The sequence below is a fragment of the Shewanella sp. SM73 genome, assembly GCF_025653795.1.
GTDB classification, from domain to species: domain Bacteria; phylum Pseudomonadota; class Gammaproteobacteria; order Enterobacterales; family Shewanellaceae; genus Shewanella; species Shewanella oncorhynchi.
In genome coordinates this window covers 74,678-94,308 of the sequence record NZ_JAKKRY010000013.1, presented here as the reverse complement: position 1 = coordinate 94,308, position 19,631 = coordinate 74,678, and the positions used below count along the sequence as shown (strand labels likewise).

Annotated in this window: 13 protein-coding genes; 3 read left to right on the top strand and 10 right to left on the bottom strand. The window is 45.3% G+C overall.

Features of this window, described 5'->3' with window-relative positions; translation table 11 throughout:
* Positions 1-31: 31 nt before the first annotated feature.
* Both hutH and L5M51_RS16860 read right to left on the bottom strand, forming a co-directional pair.
* Positions 32-1,669, bottom strand: coding sequence for a histidine ammonia-lyase (gene hutH / locus L5M51_RS16865; protein ID WP_263173825.1), 1,638 nt, complete (start codon positions 1,667-1,669; stop codon positions 32-34).
* Positions 1,670-1,710: 41 nt separating this feature from the next.
* On the bottom strand, positions 1,711-3,264 hold the full coding sequence (locus L5M51_RS16860) for a flavocytochrome c (protein WP_263146242.1): 1,554 nt from the start codon (positions 3,262-3,264) through the stop codon (positions 1,711-1,713).
* Between the two features lie 165 nt (positions 3,265-3,429).
* Between L5M51_RS16860 and L5M51_RS16855 the strand changes: the two genes are divergently transcribed.
* Positions 3,430-4,956 (top strand): sigma-54 interaction domain-containing protein, encoded by a 1,527-nt coding sequence (locus tag L5M51_RS16855; RefSeq protein WP_263173823.1) that lies wholly within the window; start codon positions 3,430-3,432, stop codon positions 4,954-4,956.
* 115 nt (positions 4,957-5,071) lie between these two features.
* On the opposite strand, the gene L5M51_RS16850 is transcribed toward L5M51_RS16855, so the two are convergent.
* Positions 5,072-6,241, bottom strand: coding sequence for a porin (locus tag L5M51_RS16850; RefSeq protein ID WP_263146239.1), 1,170 nt, complete (start codon positions 6,239-6,241; stop codon positions 5,072-5,074).
* 248 nt (positions 6,242-6,489) lie between these two features.
* Positions 6,490-8,616 (bottom strand): DNA topoisomerase III, encoded by a 2,127-nt coding sequence (locus tag L5M51_RS16845; protein ID WP_263173821.1) that lies wholly within the window; start codon positions 8,614-8,616, stop codon positions 6,490-6,492.
* A 166-nt stretch (positions 8,617-8,782) separates the two neighbouring features.
* Here L5M51_RS16845 and L5M51_RS16840 point away from each other — a divergent pair, with 166 nt between their 5' ends.
* Complete coding sequence (locus L5M51_RS16840; protein ID WP_263173819.1) at positions 8,783-9,070, top strand: hypothetical protein; 288 nt, start codon at positions 8,783-8,785, stop codon at positions 9,068-9,070.
* A 267-nt stretch (positions 9,071-9,337) separates the two neighbouring features.
* Positions 9,338-10,816, top strand: coding sequence for an alanine/glycine:cation symporter family protein (locus L5M51_RS16835; protein ID WP_105252099.1), 1,479 nt, complete (start codon positions 9,338-9,340; stop codon positions 10,814-10,816).
* A 126-nt stretch (positions 10,817-10,942) separates the two neighbouring features.
* Here L5M51_RS16835 and purF read toward each other — a convergent pair whose 3' ends face one another.
* From purF to L5M51_RS16805, 6 genes are all read right to left on the bottom strand, one after another.
* Positions 10,943-12,457 carry an amidophosphoribosyltransferase gene (gene purF / locus L5M51_RS16830; RefSeq protein ID WP_028761029.1) on the bottom strand — a complete coding sequence of 505 codons (1,515 nt, stop codon included), beginning with the start codon at positions 12,455-12,457 and terminating at the stop codon, positions 10,943-10,945.
* 57 nt (positions 12,458-12,514) lie between these two features.
* Complete coding sequence (locus tag L5M51_RS16825) at positions 12,515-13,003, bottom strand: CvpA family protein (RefSeq protein ID WP_028761030.1); 489 nt, start codon at positions 13,001-13,003, stop codon at positions 12,515-12,517.
* Between the two features lie 115 nt (positions 13,004-13,118).
* Positions 13,119-13,892, bottom strand: a complete 774-nt coding sequence (locus L5M51_RS16820) for an SPOR domain-containing protein (protein WP_028761031.1) — start codon at positions 13,890-13,892, stop codon at positions 13,119-13,121.
* Complete coding sequence (folC, locus tag L5M51_RS16815; protein ID WP_263146232.1) at positions 13,885-15,156, bottom strand: bifunctional tetrahydrofolate synthase/dihydrofolate synthase; 1,272 nt, start codon at positions 15,154-15,156, stop codon at positions 13,885-13,887. Before folC ends, L5M51_RS16820 begins: the two co-directional genes overlap by 8 nt.
* A gap of 44 nt (positions 15,157-15,200) precedes the next feature.
* Positions 15,201-15,986, bottom strand: coding sequence for a tRNA pseudouridine(38-40) synthase TruA (gene truA, locus L5M51_RS16810; RefSeq protein WP_212600666.1), 786 nt, complete (start codon positions 15,984-15,986; stop codon positions 15,201-15,203).
* 101 nt (positions 15,987-16,087) lie between these two features.
* The gene (locus tag L5M51_RS16805; RefSeq protein ID WP_263173818.1) at positions 16,088-19,525 is read right to left on the bottom strand and encodes a FimV/HubP family polar landmark protein; all 3,438 of its coding nucleotides are present in this window, start codon (positions 19,523-19,525) and stop codon (positions 16,088-16,090) included.
* Positions 19,526-19,631 lie beyond the last annotated feature (106 nt).

The following is a 19,631-nucleotide window of genomic DNA, read 5'->3' as shown; positions in this document are numbered from 1 at the left end:
TATAGCGGGGCATACTGCCCCGCATAACATATTAATAATTTGCGATAAATTCAGTTGAAGTTTGGATATCAGGCGTGAATGGGCGATCTTGAGCAACAAATGACACTTTTTCTCGGTAGGCCTTGTACATAGCTTCGGTCGCTTTACCTAAATGAAGATCTGGAGTGGCCAACTTACGTAAATCAATCGCTTGACTTGAATGCAACAACTCTAAACCGTAGATCACACGTGTGTTGTCGACAATCTGGATCAAATTGTCCGCAGCAAGCTTCAGGTTAGTGAAAGTATCTTCAATTCCCCCCGCAATTGAAATCCCATCAAATGACACTGGGGTCGCCAACTGTTTATTACGAACATGCATATCTACAAAAGCTTTTTGAATCGCGCCAAAAGCATGGCCATTATTACCTGGAGCACTTAAAAAGCGTGGCAGTTTAGTAAAGTGATCATCGGATAAATGGATAGTGCGCATGACACTGTTATGGGATACATGCGTCAACGCCACGCTCAAGTTTTGCACTGCCAGTGCAACAGGCAAAGGTTCAAAGTTCGTGGTTGGGAACACACCACCTTGCCCTTCGACAATATACTTAGCAACCTGTGGAAACTTCGCATACTCATTCGATGCGCCAACAATAACTGCAGGGTTATCATCCGAATGATTTATTTGAATATTTACCACATAATTCAATTCTGCTAACGCTTGTTCAGCACTGGCTAACGTGTATGCTGTCGTTCGGTAACTGAGAGGGTCCTGCAAAGGACGTTCATCATTAAGCTGCCATAAATAACTGCCATCTAACTGTTTTAGAATGTCACTTGTGCTGGCTTTAATATAAGGGAAAGGACGAATATCATTGGTTTGTGGTAAAAATGGCGCCACGTTACCATTTAATCCCTCAAGGCTTAAACCAAATAGCGTTGGCGAGATAGAGAGTAATTGCTTGGCCTCACGGTAACCTTGCATCGCATAAGCAACTGAAAACGAATTGTTAGACAGAATTGATAGCGCATCTTTACCCATAGGCACAAGTGGTGTAATTCCGGCATCCGCCATAGCATCTTTACTGCTAACACGTTGTCCTTTGTAGAATACTTCCCACTCACCCACCATAGCTAACCCGACATGGGATGAGAGCAAAATATCCGCTTCACCTACAGTACCGTGGGCGGGGATGACTGGCGTTAACCCTTTGTTAAGGTATGCCTCATAGAGTTCAGCCACAACAGGTTGCACCCCTGTTTGTCCCGCGAGCATAGTATTTAAGCGTACCGCCAAGGCTAATCGAGTTAACCGAATCGGTGCAGCGTCACCGACTCCTGCACTATGAGCTCGAAAAGTGCTGTAGTTAAAGTTACGTGATGCCTCAAGCACTTCATCACTTAACTTGCCATTGGCATCAAATAACTTGTGATCTTTGTTCAAACCAACGCCCACAGTAAGACCATAAACAGGCTTACCTAAACGAGCAGCTTCCATCAACAAACTATTAGCTTTAACGAGTTGGGTTTTCGCTTGAGATGCAATCTTGACTTTAGCGCCATCGGCGATTGCCCATGCTTGTTCTTGCGTTAAATGTTTACCATCGAGGACAACGTGCTCCATCGCTAAAGCACTCCCAGAGAGTAGGCTTAAAGTAAGCGATGCCATCAACACTGATTTATTCATTACCATTCTCCAATACATTGTAATTTTTAATAAAAATCTAATTATGCTTGCTTAAGCACCGCCGCCTTTGCCGCGGCACAATTTCGGCCCGCGTTGCGACCAGTAACAACGCCCTCTGCGACAGCACAAGCGCCTAAACGGCTAGCACCGTGAATTCCTCCGGTTGCTTCACCTGCGGCATACAGCCCTGGAATGGCTTGGTTGGTGACTAAATGCAGTACTTCTGATCGGGTATTCACTTTAACGCCGCCCATGCAATAGTGAACTTTTGGCCACATACGAACGGCATACCAAGGCCCTTTATCTAGCACAATGGCTTCTTGCAGAGGACGTGCGAATTCTTTATCAACACCATTTTTTACCGCTTCGTTCCAACGGGCGACTTGAGCTTTTAGTGCTTTGGCTGGCATACCATAAATAGCAGCAAGTTCGTCTAAGGTTTCTGCTTTACTAATCACCTTATATTTCAGTCCCCAATCTAAGGTTTGCGCCTTACTAGCCCCTTCTGCATTAGTGAAACCAATAGGATAAACAGGCTGACCATGTTCATCACGGCGAGTCATGATAGCGTCAGCTCTCGCTTTACGATCTGCAAGTTCATTGAAAAAACGTTCACCAGTGCGCACATCCACCACAATACCGTGGGGATAGGTCGCAATCGTGTTGAACTGGGATGCAGTACCAAAGCCTTTTTCATCGGGAGATGCCCATGGGCCGAGTTGAATTTGGTCTAAATGAATAGGGTTAGCACCTAAGAGCATCATTTGCTTTAGGGCTTCTGAAGTTGCACCAGCATGATTGGTGGAATCTAAGTCGTTATTTAACTCAGGTAGTTGCATCATGCGATATTCAATATCGCGACCAAAGCCCCCCGTTGCCATGACAACACCACGGCGCGCGCCTATGCGACGTATTTTACCGGTTCGCTCATTAGGGAAATAAAAACCTTCACGAACTTCGACCCCAATCACGCGACCATCGAGATCTTTCACAAAGCTTTCGAGCTTGGTCTGATTTCTCATCACCACGCCTTTATCTCTCGCGGCGTTAATCAGCGGTCTGATAATACCTGCCCCTGAACTTTCAACGGTTTGCAAGACTCGTTGTATTGAGTGTCCACCAAAATGCTGCACAAAAGGTTTCCACTTAACCCCATGTTCAATCAACCACTGACAGGATTCAGCCGTGCCATTACACACCAGTTTTAACATCTCAACATCGTTCATGCCCCGACCTGCTCGCATCATATCGGCGACCATTTCATCGACAGAATCATTAATTCCGGCCTGTTTTTGCAACTCAGAGCCCGCCACAGCCATGGCACCGCCATTGATTGTTGAGTTACCGCCAAAGACAGGCATCTTGTCCACAACCATCACACTGACACCGACTTCCCTTGCTTGTAATGCTGCAGACATACCAGCAAAGCCGCTGCCGACGACCAGCACATCTACAATCTCGTCGAATGCTTCAGGAACAGCATCGCAACTTGCTGTTGCAGGTAAGGCTATTGCAGCCCCAAAGCCCGCAGCCATCACAGCCCCACCTTTTAGCAACTGCCGACGGCCCGTATCAATATCTTGAGTTTTACTCATGCTTACTTCCTTCAATAATGGCTGGAACTTGTCAGCATGGAAGTGCATGCGCTGTGCCAAGCACCTAAAAAGAGGTAATTAAGTGGGGAACTTTGATTAGAGGCACGGAATCACGAAATATAAAGATCTACAATCACGATACTTAATGATTAACATGAAATATCAATGGAAAAACACTTTTATCACGAATCGACACTGAGATTATGCAGTAGCCTACAACTCGAAAAGTCCCTGCAAAGTTACTTCGAGTTTATTCGGGATGAACTGCCTATTGATGGGCTATTTATTAATATTTTTCGCAAACAATTTAATGACATACAATTTATTGCTCATGTCAATGCTAACCAATCATGTACCTTAGATAGGCAAATATCTATCCCTGAAGAACTGGCTAAGTGCTTAGATGATCCTCAACGCCCACGCGTGAGAATTGTTAATGATATTGAGCACGACCCAATCACAGCTTTAGTTGCGCCTAAGGTGATCAGTGGTATTCGTTCGCTGATCATTTTGAGAATGTCTATCGAAAATACCCACCTTGGGATAGTCGGATTTTATGCCAAAACGACAGGCGTTTTTCGCCCTCGTCATGCTGATTTAATTGCTCCGCATATGCATGCATTAGCCTTAATCACTGCACTAAATCTACGCGGACGTAATTTACTTAAAGAAAATGAAGCACTCTCAAAGCAGAATGTGAGTCTTCGCAGAACACTGGATGTCCAGAATGGCGTAGTGGGAGCCAATTCAGGCTTGAAACACGTCATGCAGCAAGTGCAATCTATTGCCAAGATTAATACGACCGTCCTAATGCTGGGTGAAACGGGGTGTGGAAAAGAAGTGATAGCTAATGCTATTCACGAACTTTCTGAACGTTCGGATAAGCCCTTTATCAAGGTCAACTGCGGCGCCATTCCAGATACTTTGATTGACTCCGAACTCTTTGGTTATGAAAAAGGGGCATTTACTGGGGCTGAGTCCCGTAAAATTGGCTACTTCGAACAAGCCAATGGCGGCACTATCTTCCTCGATGAAATTGGTGAGCTACCACTATCCGCACAGGTTCGATTACTCCGTGTGCTTCAAAATAGCAGTATTACCCGTGTGGGTGGGCATGATGCTGTACAGCTGGATATTCGTATAGTGGCTGCCACCCATAGAAATTTACAAGCTATGGTACACAGAGAAATGTTTCGGGAAGATCTTTGGTATCGCTTAGCTATTTTCCCTATTGAAATCCCTTCATTAAGACAAAGACGTACAGACATTCCTTTACTCGTACAGCATTTTATCGAGCAACTGAGTTCAAAGTTCAACCTGCCTCAATTACCAAGAGTTACACCGGAACAATTGAATATTCTGAATCAATACGCTTGGCCAGGAAATGTCCGAGAACTCATTAACGTGCTCGAACGGGCGATAATACAACAACCTTCAGGACCGTTAGATTTTGGCTTCCTTGCTCCACATCAGGGTGAGGAAATTACGAACCAAGCAAATCAAACCGTTATCATAGATCCAAACTATGCGAGCGATAAACTTGTGCCCCTTGATGTTATGACCAGAAAATATATTAGTCATGCACTGAGGATTACAGGTGGAAAACTCTATGGTCCAGGAGGTGCGGCTGAGTTATTGGACATCAATGCCAATACCCTGCGCAGCAAAATGAAGAAACTGGGGATTGTATAATCTTTCAAGGCTAACGAGTGCTCTATAACAAAAATAGAAAGCATCGGTTAACAAAGTGCATAAATAACAAAGGTCACATAAGTGACCTTTGAAAAATTAATGATAACCATAGGATCTAGAAGAAATAACGGATTCCCACCGCATAGTTGTTATCTTGTAGATCTTCATAGGCTTTATCATCCATACTGCTGAAATCTATTTTGGCCTCAACGTACATAATTGTGTCGCGGCTATAGCGATAATGCAGACCTAACACTGCAAATTGGCGTGTCCATTTTCCTTGGATCGCAGTATCTACATCGGTATCAAGATCTTGATATGTCAGTAATACTGTTGGAACGAAACCATTATCATACTGATAAGCAACAATAAACTCTGCTCCAGTTGAATCATATAAATCTCCCCCCACTAATTCGTTTTGCTCACTCTTATGGGCGTTAAAACCTACGTATAAACCGTCAGCATCACGACCTGGAGCATATTGATAGAAACTACCGTATTGGGCGCCAATCCCAATAATTTGGTTAGTGTTATCAACCTCTTGGCCTGCAAGATTTCCGGTAAAATCACCACGATTAAATCCCGCTAGCACTTTAAATTTATCAGTAAAGTTGTAAGTTACACTTGCACCGTAGCTAGGTTCGAAACTCAATTCGGAACCATCATTCAAGGGAGCACCACTGCCATCATACAAGGCAACATCGCTATTTTGTTTAGAGGCATACTGCACTGCGACATGTAGATTACCAAAAGTATTACGATATTGCAGCGCAGCATCGGCACGTCCTGCCCCTGTTAAACCACCGTCACCGAAGGTATAGGCCCCCACTGACCACCCCGTAAAAGCATTGAGCACATCGGTTGTGTAAGCAACATCATAGTAAGCCCCCCATTGCTTACCAAAACTGATCTTTCCCCATTTCTCATGGGACATCCCTACATAACCCAATCGATTGAATAAAAAATCTGAATTTTTAGATGCAGATAACTGACCGCCACCTTGGCCTTGCGTGTATATAAGGCCGTCATCACTGGTCACCATATTGATACCCCATTCCGTATGGGCAAAGGAGCTCCAGCCATTTTTCTCTTGACGGTCGAAACGAAAACCAACACGAGAAAAATTATCTATAACGGAAGTTTCATGACCATCATTTAACGCGGCAAAACCTAACCAACCTATCATGTTAACGCTGTTAGTTTGGTCATTATACAACTCAACGGCTTGAGCAGTTCCCATTAACAATAAGCTTGGGATCATCAAAGCGAGCAATGTCTTTTTCATTTAATCTACCTTTAAATTCAGCGAAACCACATATAATTACATGATTTATTTAATATATTATTTTCCCCAAACAATACTAAGCAGGTTATATGCCACCGGGAGGAAAAGCTGAAAATCAAGGTGTTTTTTAGATACGGATCAGGCAATCTCGAAATATCGTGATTATCGGTTGTTAAATACCGTTAGATAAATTAAATGTCGTTATTACATCAAGAGACAATAACGACATATATGCAACAAGTGTGTCATTACACTGCTGTTGTAGATTTACGGCTATTAGAAGCTGAACGACTGGTTGATCGAGTTACCGAACTTTTGGAACTGGTCTTTTGGGAAGCATATTTGTTGGAACCATCGTTTTTTGTTGTACCTATACCTTTCGCTGAACTTGATTTTTTAGAGTACGACTTACGATAACCAGATTTATTACTTGCCGTTTTACGATAACCTTGGCCTTGTAAACCATTAAGCGCGGTTGGCAGTTGTGCGCCTGCATTCTGGATAAGCGTGGATAAGGTGCCGAGCAGTGGCTGCATAAAGGCTTGATAAGAGGTTTCTTTATGGCAAATGCCGTTCAGGCTCGCTTCCCAAAGCGCTGTCATATCCGGCGTAGTCGCACTCGCGGGCAAGCTGTTAATCAATCCTTTCCCCACGTCTGTCGAGACAATAGATTTACCTAGGCGTTGTAAAAAACCGCGTTTGAACAGCAATTCGATAATACCTGCACGGGTAGCCTCTGTACCTAATCCATCGGTTTCTTTAAGAATTTTACGGATCTCAGGATCGGTCACATAACGGCTAATACCCGTCATAGCACCGAGTAAAGTGGCATCGGTAAAGGCCTTTGGTGGTTGAGTATTTTTCTCCAACAATTCGCCTCGAGTACAATGCAAAGCCTGTCCCAATTTCAAAGGCGGTAATTGGCCGATAAACTCGTCATTCTCCTCATCGTCCTTACCTGCGCTTTCTTCCGTCGACTTGTTGCCACTCGCCTTACTGCCATTAGGCTCTTGGCGGGCAAAGAGTTGCTTCCAGCCGAGGGATTTATCCTGACGCGCCTTGGTATTAAATAAGCCCCCCTCGATTGTCACTTGCACTGTGGTTTCACTGTAACAATAAGCCGGATAAAACTGGGCTAAGTACTGGCGAGCAACATGAAGATATAACTGCCTCTCACGCTGACTCAAGCTAGATAAGTTAGCCGTCTTCGCTGTGGGGACGATTGCGTGATGGGCGTCCACTTTTTTATCATCCCATGCTTTAGATTTAAGACGGGGATCGGGTGCATCAGCACCTTGCAATAACTCAGCAGCGCCGTCACTTATCGCCTTAAGAACCGAAGGCGCAAGGTTATGTTGCTCAACGGGTAAATAACGACTGTCGGAGCGTGGGTAAGTAATGAGTTTATGGCGTTCATACAAACTTTGGCAGGTATCGAGCACATCCTTAGCACTCATACCAAACCGTTTAGCCGCATCAATCTGTAACGCGGATAAGCTGTAGGGCAATGGTGGATTCTGTTTCTTGTCCTTAGCCACTAATTGAGTGACTAAGGCGGGTTTATCACTGATGCGACTCACCACATTTTGCGCTAACCCTCTCACTAACACTCGTCCTTCTTCATCCATATAAGGCTGACAAGCTTCGCTAGGTTGCCACTTGGCGCTGAAAGTTTCTTGCTTCTCGGTCGCCAAATGCGCTAGTACTTCATAAAAAGGCTTAGATTGAAAGTGGGCAATCTCTTCATCACGGCGCACCACTAGCCCAAGCAATGGCGTTTGTACTCGGCCGACGGATAACACGCCTTGATAACCGACCTTTTTACCTTGGATGGTGTACGCACGCGTCATATTCATGCCATAGAGCCAATCGGCACGACTGCGGGCTAAGGCTGATGTGGATAAAGGAATAAACTCGCGATTACTGCGTAGCTGCGTTAGAGCTCGTTTTACAGCTTGTGGGTTTAAGTCACTGATCAGTAAACGCTGAGTTTGATGTAGCTTGTCCCCCGTCACGCCAAGATAGGCAATCACTTCATCCACGAGTAACTGCCCTTCACGGTCGGGATCGCCCGCATTAACCAAGGTGTTGGCTTGTTTGACTAATCGTTTTAGCACTGTGAGTTGGCTGCGGGTCGCAGCCTTAGGTTTTAGTTGCCACTTGTCTGGCACTATTGGCAAATGCTCGAATTTCCAAGACTTAAATTCAGGATTATAGGCATCAGGTTCTGCTTGCTCGAGCAAGTGACCGACACACCAAGACACACAATCGCCATTGGCGGCTTCGATAAATCCATCGCATTTTTTATGGGGTTTAGGCAATACATCGGCAATGGCCCGCCCTAGGCTAGGTTTTTCTGCGATATAGAGAATCATACAAACACCAAGCACTGGATATAATTACAGTATAATTTAGCCCAAACGCCAGTTGAGTGCAAATTTCTGTAGTAAACCGAGCTTAAATGTAAAAGCTTAAGTGTAAATTCAATTGCGAATGATTCTCAATAATACATAAGATACACTAAATAACTAAGGAGTGACTATGAGACAGTTTGCAATAAATGCGCGACAGGCTATGGCAATAACTCCAGCATTAATATTAAGATTCAATCAGTTATTGATATTCCATAGCTTAATGTTACTCGCAATAAGCATGCTCACCAGTACCTGGCTGGGACAAATGAAAATCATCGATATGCCGTTAGCATGGGGATTCATTCTCGTCATTCCTATTGCTGTGAGTTTATCTCTATTACTCAGCCATCAAATCACGCGCCATAGCTTAAGCAGTTTATTCGGCGTGTGGATGCTACTTTGGGTAATGGGATAACTGACATTCATAATAAATCACTACCGTATTTCGAGTTAACTCGCCCCTCCGCTCTATTTACCCATGCTAAAACTCAATTTCAAAACACATTGGTTTCAAATATTTAACACTTTAACTATGAAGCTCCCTAAAAAATAGTTATGTTGAGTATCTTGGATATTTACAAAAAATGTCTTAATCAAAAGTGAATGTCCTAACTCAACATCTGTTGAATAACCGTAAAACTAAAAACTCTGCTAAAACAACACAATAAAGGAATCGGAGTCTATGAATGAGATTGTCAACGCGATCAATAGTGTAATTTGGAGCCCTGCACTTATTTTTCTTTGCCTAGGTGTCGGGCTCTATTTCTCCCTTCGCACTCGATTTTTACAGCTGCGCCATCTGCCAGAAATGATCCGCCTGATGTTTGATGGTAAGAGTACTGATGCGGGAGTGTCGTCTTTTCAAGCACTCGCGATGACATTAGCGGGTCGAGTCGGTACAGGTAACATTGCAGGGGTTGCCACAGCAATCACCTTTGGTGGTCCTGGCGCTTTATTTTGGATGTGGATGGTTGCCTTTCTCGGTGCCAGCTCCGCCTTCGTTGAATCGACCTTAGGTCAAGTCTATAAAGAAAAAATCAATGGCGAGTATCGTGGTGGGCCTGCTTTTTATATTGAAAAAGGCTTAGGCATGAAATGGTATGCATGGGTATTTGCAATAGCGACCATATTTGCCTGCGGGATCCTGCTGCCGGGCGTACAAGCTAACTCGATTGGTTCAAGTTTAAAAACCGCTTTCAACATAGATCCTAATGTGACGGCAGCCATACTAGCGATGCTTCTTGGTTTTATCATTTTTGGCGGTGTAAAACGTATCGCTCACTTTGCCAGTGCCGTCGTCCCCTTTATGGCACTGGGTTACATCATAGTGGCTTGTGTCATCATAGCGCTAAATATTGGCCAGCTACCGGGTATTTTATGGTTAATTATCAAAAGTGCCTTTGGCTTTGATGCGGGTTTTGGTGCCATTTTAGGCTTAGCCATCATGTGGGGGGTAAAGCGGGGTATTTACTCCAACGAAGCGGGTCAAGGTACAGCGCCACATGCCTCATCTGCAGCGGCGGTAAGCCATCCAGCCAAACAAGGGTTAGTTCAAGCTTTTTCTGTGTATATCGACACCTTATTCGTTTGCTCTGCAACAGGTTTCATGCTGCTCATTACAGGACTGTATAATGTTCAGGGCCCAGACGGTGCGGCGCTCTATACAGGCATTGCCGGAGTCGCTGCAGGACCAGGCTATGTACAAACGGCAATGGAAAGTATGATGCCAGGATTTGGCAATATCTTTGTGGCTATCGCACTGTTCTTCTTCGCCTTTACTACCATAGTGGCTTATTACTACATTGCTGAGACCAACATTGCCTATATTAACCGTAAAGTAAATCATCCTTGGTTCATGGTCGTTCTCAAAGTCGTGATCATTGGCTCAACCGTATACGGCACAGTTAAAACGGCTGATATGGCTTGGGGAATGGGTGACATTGGTGTCGGACTTATGGCATGGCTCAATATTATTGCCATTATTCTATTAAGGAAAACCGCATTCACTTGCCTTAAAGATTATGAATCACAACAAGCACTCGGCATAGAGCCACTTTTTGACCCGGTAAAACTGGGGATTAAAAATGCGGATTACTGGGTTGAACGCAAACACGCTGAAGAAAATGTAATGACTGAAACAGCGCAACGTATAAATACGTAGACGTTACCACTATGCTCCGTTAAGCAAATATAAGCCATTAAAAAGCCAGTGATTTCTCACTGGCTTTTTTGTATCGTTTAGAACAAAAAGGACACAAACTTTACGATACTGAATGACCCACAATCCTTATGGGTGACAGACGTTATGCAGCTCTAAGTTAGTGCCGATATCTTTATTTCGATCGGCTTTGGCATCGTCATTACGCAGTTGCGTCAAGTGATCTAAATACGCTTGGTCAACGTCGTTCGTGATGTAGTGACCATCAAATACAGACGTTTCGAAACGTTTAATCGCAGGATTTTCCATTCTTACCGCTTCAATTAAATCGGGTAAGTCTTGGAAAATAATGCCATCAGCACCAATTAACTTGGCGATTTCATCGGCATCACGACCGTGGGCAATAAGCTCATTCGACGTTGGCATGTCAATACCGTACACGTTCGGGAAACGAATTTCCGGTGCGGCAGAGGCAAAGTACACTTTCTTAGCACCTGCTTCACGGGCCATTTCGATGATTTGCTCAGAGGTCGTACCGCGAACGATAGAGTCGTCCACCAACAGGACATTTTTGCCTTTGAACTCAGTGTTAATGGCATTCAACTTACGACGCACTGACTTCTTACGCTCCTGTTGACCAGGCATGATGAAGGTACGGCCAATATAACGGTTTTTCACAAAACCTTGCCGGTACGGTAAATCCATGCAACGGGCAATTTCCAGCGCGATATCGCAAGAGGTTTCAGGAATAGGAATAACCACGTCGATATCGTGATCGTACCATTCCTTCTTAATCTTCTCGCCAAGCTTAGCGCCCATGTTGACGCGACTTGCATATACAGACACTTTGTCGATCGTCGAATCTGGACGGGCAAAATAGACGAATTCGAAGATACAAGGTGCATAGCTAGGCTCGGCGGCACATTGACGGGTATACAGCTGGCCGTCAATTGAAACATAAATCGCTTCACCCGGTGCAACATCACGCATCACTTCAAAGCCAACTGCATCGAGTGCCACACTTTCAGAAGCCACCATGTATTCAGTGCCAGTGGCAGTTTCGTGCTTACCTAATACCAAAGGACGAATACCAAATGGGTCACGGAACGCGACTAAGCCTTGACCAATAATCATGGCAACAACTGCGTAGGCGCCACGAGCTTGTTGGTGTACGTTAGCGACCGCATCGAACACTTCTTCCGACGTCAGGGTCAAACTCGTGGTTTTTTGCAGTTCGTCGGCGAGCAGGTTTAACAAGACTTCAGAATCCGAAGTGGTGTTCACGTGGCGACGTTTTTTGATCAGCCCTTCGGCTAATTCGACTGTGTTAGTTAAGTTACCGTTATGGGCTAATGAGATCCCAAATGGTGAGTTAACATAGAAAGGCTGCGCTTCAGATGCGCTTGAACTGCCCGCAGTTGGATAACGCACATGGCCAATACCAGCATTACCTTGTAGGCGTTGCATATGTTTGACTTCAAAAACGTCTTTAACCAAACCATTGGCTTTACGTAGTCTGAAAGCACCACGATCAATGGTCACAATACCTGCCGCATCCTGACCTCTGTGCTGCAACACTGTCAGTGCATCATAAATGGTCTGATTAACCGATGATTGGCCAACTATTCCGACGATACCACACATGGGTAAGCTTCCTCATTGTAAGATGTTCTATCACTTAGGATTATTTTATTTTCTTTCTTATAGTTTGGGTACAAAGCTGGAGGTATTTTCCAAATAGTCAAAAAACCATTGAATAACAACGCCAAATTCGGGCACTAGCACAGAATCTTTCCACCATTGGGAATTGGGAGAGCCTGTAAAAGCATCCATGAAAAACAACAAGGCGCTCACAATAAGCGCGCCTCGAATAGCACCGAAGCACAAGCCCAAAAGCCTGTCAGTGCCAGATAATCCGGTTTTGACAACAAGTTGTCCGAGAATATAGTTAACTAAGGCACCGAGTACCAAAGTGGTAATAAAGAGGATGGCAATAGAAACGCCATTACGCAGCATCTCATCGTTCATTTGTGTTAAGTGAACGGCAAGATCTTGGTAAAATTGGCTGGCAACAAAGAAAGCCGCAAACCATACCACTAAGGACATGGCTTCTTTGGCAAATCCACGGATCAGACTGATGAGAGTCGATAATCCGATGACGAATATGATAGCGTAATCAATCCAAACCATTGAGATGGCTTTCCGACATGGGCTTTAAGACGGCGCGATTCTACCAGAGACTGAAACGATTCTCACCCCTAGTGAGGTAAATAAATCATTTTCAGTCTCGTGTGTTGTATCACCATTAAGATTCTAAGGGATTAAAAGGAACAATCCATCCCTTGAGACGCGTGAGGTTTTCCACCTCAACTTGTACTTTCTTCAGCTTTGCCTCAGACACATCAGGTCCGACAAACACTTTAGTTAATACGCCATCTTTAGGGTTTTCAGGAATAGTGTACGCTTTAAAACCACTCTTACGCAGCTGTGCAACCAAAGCTTTAACATTCGTTGCGTTGTTAAAACTGCCAAGCTGCAAGGTAAAGCCACTTTTCAAGCTGTCACGGCTGACCACTTTAACGGCATCCTCTTTGGCAGCACTGGCTTTGGGCGTTTCTGCTTTCGGCTTTTCAGCCTTAGCCACAGTGGTCGCTTTAGCGTCCGCTTTTTTAGCCGGCTCAGTTTTTACAGTGGCTTTAGGCGGCTCTTTTTTAGCTTCAGGTTTTGTTTCAGGCTTAGGCTCTGCTTTTTTAACATCAGGCTTAACGTCTTTCTTAACATCTTGCTTTGCGACTTCGATTACTGGCGCAACGGCAGACTTTTCATTGTCAGCATTAACTGGCATTTCGGCTAAGGCGACCTCAGTCCCATTCAGCGCAGCAGCATCCTCGGCCGACAAGACTTCAAACATATCATCGTCGGCTTTTTGCTGCTCAATCACGGTCGGGCGCAAAGGAATTTCGGAAAACTGCTCTTCTTGGCGATCTTTTTTGCCATCCAAAATATCCGGCAAAAAAATTACCCCAAGCGCAACCAGCACTACAGTGCCGACTAAACGATTATGAAACTGGCTAGACAAAACTGACTTCCTGCATAAATTGAGACTTAAAACCTGCCACAGTGTAAAAGGAGCCAAACACAATTACCACATCATCTGGGTTAATTTGCGCTTTTAATGCAGACCAAGCCTCAGATATGTCCTCAAACTCAAATGCAGCAGCCTCAGTGGCTAATGTTTTGCGTAACATGGCCGAACTCGCGCCACGCTCTCCGTGCAGACTGACCAAATACCAAGTGTCGATCAGAGGGTTGATCACAGGCAACACACCTGCGATATCTTTATCCTTCAACATGCCGCAAAGGGCGAACACGCGCTTACCCACAACGATTGGCGCTAACTGTTGTACCAAAAACCGCGCAGCATGGGGATTATGGGCAACATCGAGTAACACTAACGGTTGCTCACTCACCCGCTCTAATCGACCCGTTAACCGAGCCGTGCTAATACCCTCAGCAATAATTGAAGGCGTGATATCCGGCCAGCCCTGTTCAATCACTGCCAATACAGTCGCCGCATTAGGTAATGGCAAAGTTGGTAACGCTAAATCGTGCAGTTTGAGCACTTGACCTTGAAAATCCCACAGATTGCCATGGGCTTGATAACTGAATTCATTACCGACACGATACAAGATGGCGCCAACCTCATTGGCGACATCATTGACAGTGTGTGGCAAGTTGGGTTCACCCACAATGGCAGGTTTACCACGGCGGAAAATGCCCGCCTTTTCACGGCCCACAAGCTCACGGGTATTACCGAGATAACTTTCATGGTCTAAATCGACCGACGTCAGTACGCTAATGTCGGCATCGATAATATTGGTAGCATCTAACCGTCCACCTAAACCGACTTCTAAGATAACCACATCAAGCTTAGCGGTTTTAAAGAGTATCAAGCCTGCGAGCGTAGCGTACTCAAAAAAGGTCAGAGAAATATCGCCGCGCGCGGCTTCAATTTGCTCAAATGCCGTAACAAAACCACTATCACTGACATCGCTACCATTGATACGCACTCGCTCGTTGTACTTCAGCATGTGTGGCGAACTGTATACGCCCACAGTCAAACCCGATAGGCGCAGAATATTTTCGAGCATGGCGCAGGTGGTGCCTTTGCCATTCGTCCCCGCCACTGTCACTATCTTGGTTGTACCTAAATCCAAAAGACCCAGGGTTTGCGCGACCTTAGAGACACGGGTTAACCCCATATCGATTTCGGTTGGATGTATAGATAGCAAATAATCCAACCACTGTTCCAATGCTGCATTTGACGCTGGTACTGTAAGCATGTCCGTATATCCTCGTATTCGATTATCTCTCAAATAAGATCTTTTCAATCCAATATGAATAATGGCCCAAGAGCGAGCTTAGGTAATTGATATTGTTCTGGATAAGTCACATCAACTAAATAGAGTCCATGGGGTTTAGCCGTTGCTGCGGCTTGGTTTCTGTCTTTTAACGCGAGCAAATCGCCCATCCAAGTCAGTGGCTGATTACCTAGACCGATTTCTAACAATGAACCGACAATATTGCGCACCATGTGATGCAAGAAAGCATTCGCGGCGATATCAACAATCACATACATACCTTGGCGCGTTACATTAACGCAATGCACATTACGAAACGGTGTTTTCGACTGACACTGAACAGCGCGAAAGCTAGTAAAATCCTGCTCACCCAAGAGTGCCTGTGCCGCTTGGTGCATTTTGTCAGCATCGATATTGCCGTGATAATGGCTTACACCATGGCGTAAAATCCCAGGCCGAAAAGTGTGATTATAAATCACATAGCGGTAGCGTCTGGCGGTGGCCGAAAAGCGCGCATGGAAACTGTCGTCGACTTCTTTGACCCAACGAACGGCAATATTGTCGGGCAAATTAGCATTCACCCCTAAGGTCCATGCGCCTTCATTACGAATAGCATTGGTTTCAAAATGGACCACTTGGCCTGTGGCATGCACGCCCGCATCGGTACGGCCAGCGCAGAAGACGCCGATAGGCTCATTGGCCACTATCGATAACGCCCGTTCTAATTGCCCTTGTACTGAATCGACTTCGGCCTGACGTTGCCAGCCAAAATAACCATTACCGTCATATTCAATACCTAATGCAATCCGCATCACTTATCCTCACAATTGATTTAGCGGCGCATTTTATCACAGCAGCCCATAAAAAAAACGGCGCTGAAGGCGCCGTTAGATTGAAACACTCTCAACCGGGATTAACTAATCTCTTTGAGCAAACGTCCTGCTTCATCCTGCTGGCGCTCGTTACCGTCAATTTGCACTTCTTTGAGCAGGGCTTTCGCACTGTCGCTGTCGTCAATTTCGATATAAGCACGCGCTAAATCCAGCTTAGCGTTGACTGAGTTTTCTTCATCATCAACATCGATCATCGCGGCATCACCGATTAAGGCACCGACATCACTCATCTCAACGTCAACTTCCGAATACAAATCGGTATCTGCGCCCTCTTCATCGGCATCATTCAGCAACTTGTCGATGTCGATAAAACCGTTTTCATTTTGAAAACTGGTTAAATCATGGTCAGGAACAAACTTTTTCTGCGCTTTTCGCGACTCCTGGGCATCGAGTGCAGCCAAGGCTTCATCGACGGTAAGATTATGATCATCGACCAGAGAGAAACTGTCTTCCGACGTCAACACATCTTCATCGTCATAATCTGTATTGGCTGTAAAAGCGGCGAGCACGTTATCGTCACTTAAGTCTAGCCCTTGCTCAAGGTCCAAATCATCCGCGTCTTCTTTGATATCAAGTTTAAAATCTTCACTATAATCAATATCGTTACGCGTAGCATTAATGGGCTTCTCTTGAGAAGCATAATCGAGCGCAGTGGCATCTTTATTAGGCTCAACATCATTAGCCGTTACATCTGCTTGCGTTGCAGCAGGCTTAGCCTTAGGTGCAAAATCTAGCTCTGAGTCCCAATCGAGCACATGGGGATCTTTGCTCTTATTGGCTTTTAAATCATTAAAGAAAGAAGATTCTTTTTCTTTAACACTGGCCGCGGCTGCAGCAGCGGCCAAAGTGACTGCGGCCGTCGCTAATACATCAGCGTCGTTATCGTCACTCAGTTCCTCGACTAATGTAAAAGTATCATCGGTGCCGTCGATAGAGTGAGCCGCACCTATGCCTTTAAGTAAATTATCTTCGTCAACTGAATTGTCGTCTGAATCGAGTTGCGCCGTTTCCATATCAAAGTCGAATTCATCTTCATCGGCATCCAATTGCTCCGGCACATCAAACTCAGCTAAGAGTGCATCTAAATCATCATCACCTGACGCTTCACCTTTTATGTCTTCCGGTAACGAAGCTTCTAATTCTGCGGCGATTTCTGCACTGATATCATCATCTTCTGCATCGACTTTGAGTTCAGGCTCAGCATCAAAACTCGCCAGTAGTGAATCAATATCATCGGATTCTTCTACGCCTAATTCATTAAGCTCATCGTCTAACTCAGCGGCAATTTCAGCACGAATATCGGGCTCGACTTCAGGTTCAACCGCTGGCGTCGGTTTATCAAAATCCGCTAACAGAGCATCAATATCGTCGGTATCTTCCACACCCAGCTCATCAAGCTCAGCGTCTAGCTCGGCGGCAATTTCAGCGCCGAGGTCGGGTTCAACTTCAGGTTCTGCAGGTTTATCGAAATCGGCTAACAGGGCGTCAATGTCGTCGGTATCTTCTACGCCCAGTTCATTAAGCTCAGTGTCTAGCTCTGCGGCAATTTCAGCACCGAGATCAGGTTCAACTTCAGGTTCTGCAGGTTTATCGAAATCGGCTAACAGGGCATCGATGTCATCGGTGTCTTCTACGCCCAGTTCATTAAGCTCCGCATCTAGTTCAGCAGCAATTTCAGCGCCAAGATCAGGCTCGACTTCAGGTTCAGCGGCTGGCGTTGGTTTATCGAAATCAGCCAATAAGGCATCGATATCATCAACGTCTTCTCCGCTAAGTTCATCATCTAGCTCATCACCGAGTTCTGCCGCGATGGCAGCACTGAGATCTTCATCATCAGATGCAACAACGTCTGGGGCAGGCGCTTGTGCAGTCTCAGTATCTTTTGCAGGAACACTAAACTCGGCAAGTAATGCATCAAGATCATCGTCATCCGCGATGGCTTCATCGGCAGGTTTAGTGTCTGCGACTTCAACATCATTCAACTTAGAAGTAACATCATTACTGTCATCTTCTTGAGCTAAATCGCTCGCAAAGTTACGCTCTAATTCACTTAAATCCTCTTCGGCTTCGGTGCTGTCTTCAGAAGTGCTGTCGTCAGAACCTAGGCCCGCTAATAGTGCATCAAGATCGGCTTCCTCAAGAATATTGCCAGATTTAGGTTTCTCCTCAACAATATCCTCTTCCTGATCGCCCATGGCTTCGGCCCACAGATCATCAAGAGATTGCCCTTCGTCTTCAACCTCAGGTTCGGCAGAGATCCCCGGATCGACAAACATTTCAGAAGCCATATCCATCTGATCGTGGGAGTCAGTCAAATCTTGCTCAGGTTGTAAATCGACACTGCCCATATCAAGAAGACTATCGATGGAGTCCGCATGGTCAGAATCTAAATGTACCGCCATATCGTCTAAATCGTCATCATCCATATCCATGATGGCGGTACCTGCAATCCCAGCGGCACCGGCGGCCATAACCGCTTCTTGTGTCTGCATTTCACGACGTTCTTTATTGCGTTTACGGCGCAGGAACCAGAACACAGCAAGCAGTAAGAACAAGGCAGGGATCACAGCCGCGGCAATCAATAACGCAGGACTGTTAAGGATATTGCGCCACAAGTCATCGGGCTCAATCGGTGCCTCTGCCTCTACTTCAGCTTCAACAGCTATCGTCTCTGGCACTTGCGCAGCTTCAACTTCGGCTTTCAAGGCTTGGTTTTGTAGTTTGCTGGCTTGAAGTGTTTCTTCCAGCACAGCAATCCGTTGATTTAATTCTTCAACTTTAACTTTTAGCGCTTCAACATCTGAAGTGCGCACTGAGAGTTGATCTTGCGTGCGGGCTAATTCATCGGTTAATGACAGATTTTTGCTTTCTGCCGCTTCTAACCGCGCCGTCACATCTGAACTCAGCATCTTGGGCTTTTCTGGAACAGGTGTTTCAACAACCGCTTTAGGTGGTGTCACTTTCGTTTCAACAATCACCGCAGGAGCCGTGACTGGCGCTTTTGCTGTCGTCACCTTAGCTGGCGGTTTAGACGCTGCTTTCGCCGGAGCCCGAGATTGTCTATCACTTTGCTCTGCTCTGGCTATCGCCATACGATTGGGGATCGACAGCATGACTTCTTTAGACGGAATGAGCAGGATCATACCGCGTTCTAAACTGTTATAACTGGCAGAGTTAAACGCATGAGGGTTAGCATCGTATAAGGCGGCCATCACCTGATAGACGCTAACACTGGCATCAGGACGGACTTTTTGCGCTATGCTCCAAAAAGTGTCTTTCGATGTCGTTGGACCATATTGATGGTTAACTTGACGGATCTGTCCGTCTGGCCCCATGATTTTTAAGGGTTTTAATCTTGGTGTATCTGCAGCAACGGCGGGATCAATAAAATAAGCGGTAGAAGAAACAGCTAAAACAGTGGCCATTAGACCCACAAGATACGAAGTGCGAAATTTCATCAATCCTTCCCTTTGAAGCGCTATAAAGTTATCTCACTGATAACAGGCTTTAGGCAATTGTATTTATTGAGATTACTATAAACCAGAAATCCCCGCCCTGCTACTG

What these genes read in the sequence shown, in the direction of transcription:
- hutH (WP_263173825.1), bottom strand. Translation starts at nt 1,669, where the DNA reads ATGAATAAATCAGTGTTGATGGCATCGCTTACTTTAAGCCTACTCTCT.
- L5M51_RS16860 (WP_263146242.1), bottom strand. Translation starts at nt 3,264, where the DNA reads ATGAGTAAAACTCAAGATATTGATACGGGCCGTCGGCAGTTGCTAAAA.
- L5M51_RS16855 (WP_263173823.1), top strand. Translation starts at nt 3,430, where the DNA reads ATGGAAAAACACTTTTATCACGAATCGACACTGAGATTATGCAGTAGC.
- L5M51_RS16850 (WP_263146239.1), bottom strand. Translation starts at nt 6,241, where the DNA reads ATGAAAAAGACATTGCTCGCTTTGATGATCCCAAGCTTATTGTTAATG.
- L5M51_RS16845 (WP_263173821.1), bottom strand. Translation starts at nt 8,616, where the DNA reads ATGATTCTCTATATCGCAGAAAAACCTAGCCTAGGGCGGGCCATTGCC.
- L5M51_RS16840 (WP_263173819.1), top strand. Translation starts at nt 8,783, where the DNA reads ATGAGACAGTTTGCAATAAATGCGCGACAGGCTATGGCAATAACTCCA.
- L5M51_RS16835 (WP_105252099.1), top strand. Translation starts at nt 9,338, where the DNA reads ATGAATGAGATTGTCAACGCGATCAATAGTGTAATTTGGAGCCCTGCA.
- purF (WP_028761029.1), bottom strand. Translation starts at nt 12,457, where the DNA reads ATGTGTGGTATCGTCGGAATAGTTGGCCAATCATCGGTTAATCAGACC.
- L5M51_RS16825 (WP_028761030.1), bottom strand. Translation starts at nt 13,003, where the DNA reads ATGGTTTGGATTGATTACGCTATCATATTCGTCATCGGATTATCGACT.
- folC (WP_263146232.1), bottom strand. Translation starts at nt 15,156, where the DNA reads ATGCTTACAGTACCAGCGTCAAATGCAGCATTGGAACAGTGGTTGGAT.
- truA (WP_212600666.1), bottom strand. Translation starts at nt 15,986, where the DNA reads ATGCGGATTGCATTAGGTATTGAATATGACGGTAATGGTTATTTTGGC.
- L5M51_RS16805 (WP_263173818.1), bottom strand. Translation starts at nt 19,525, where the DNA reads ATGAAATTTCGCACTTCGTATCTTGTGGGTCTAATGGCCACTGTTTTA.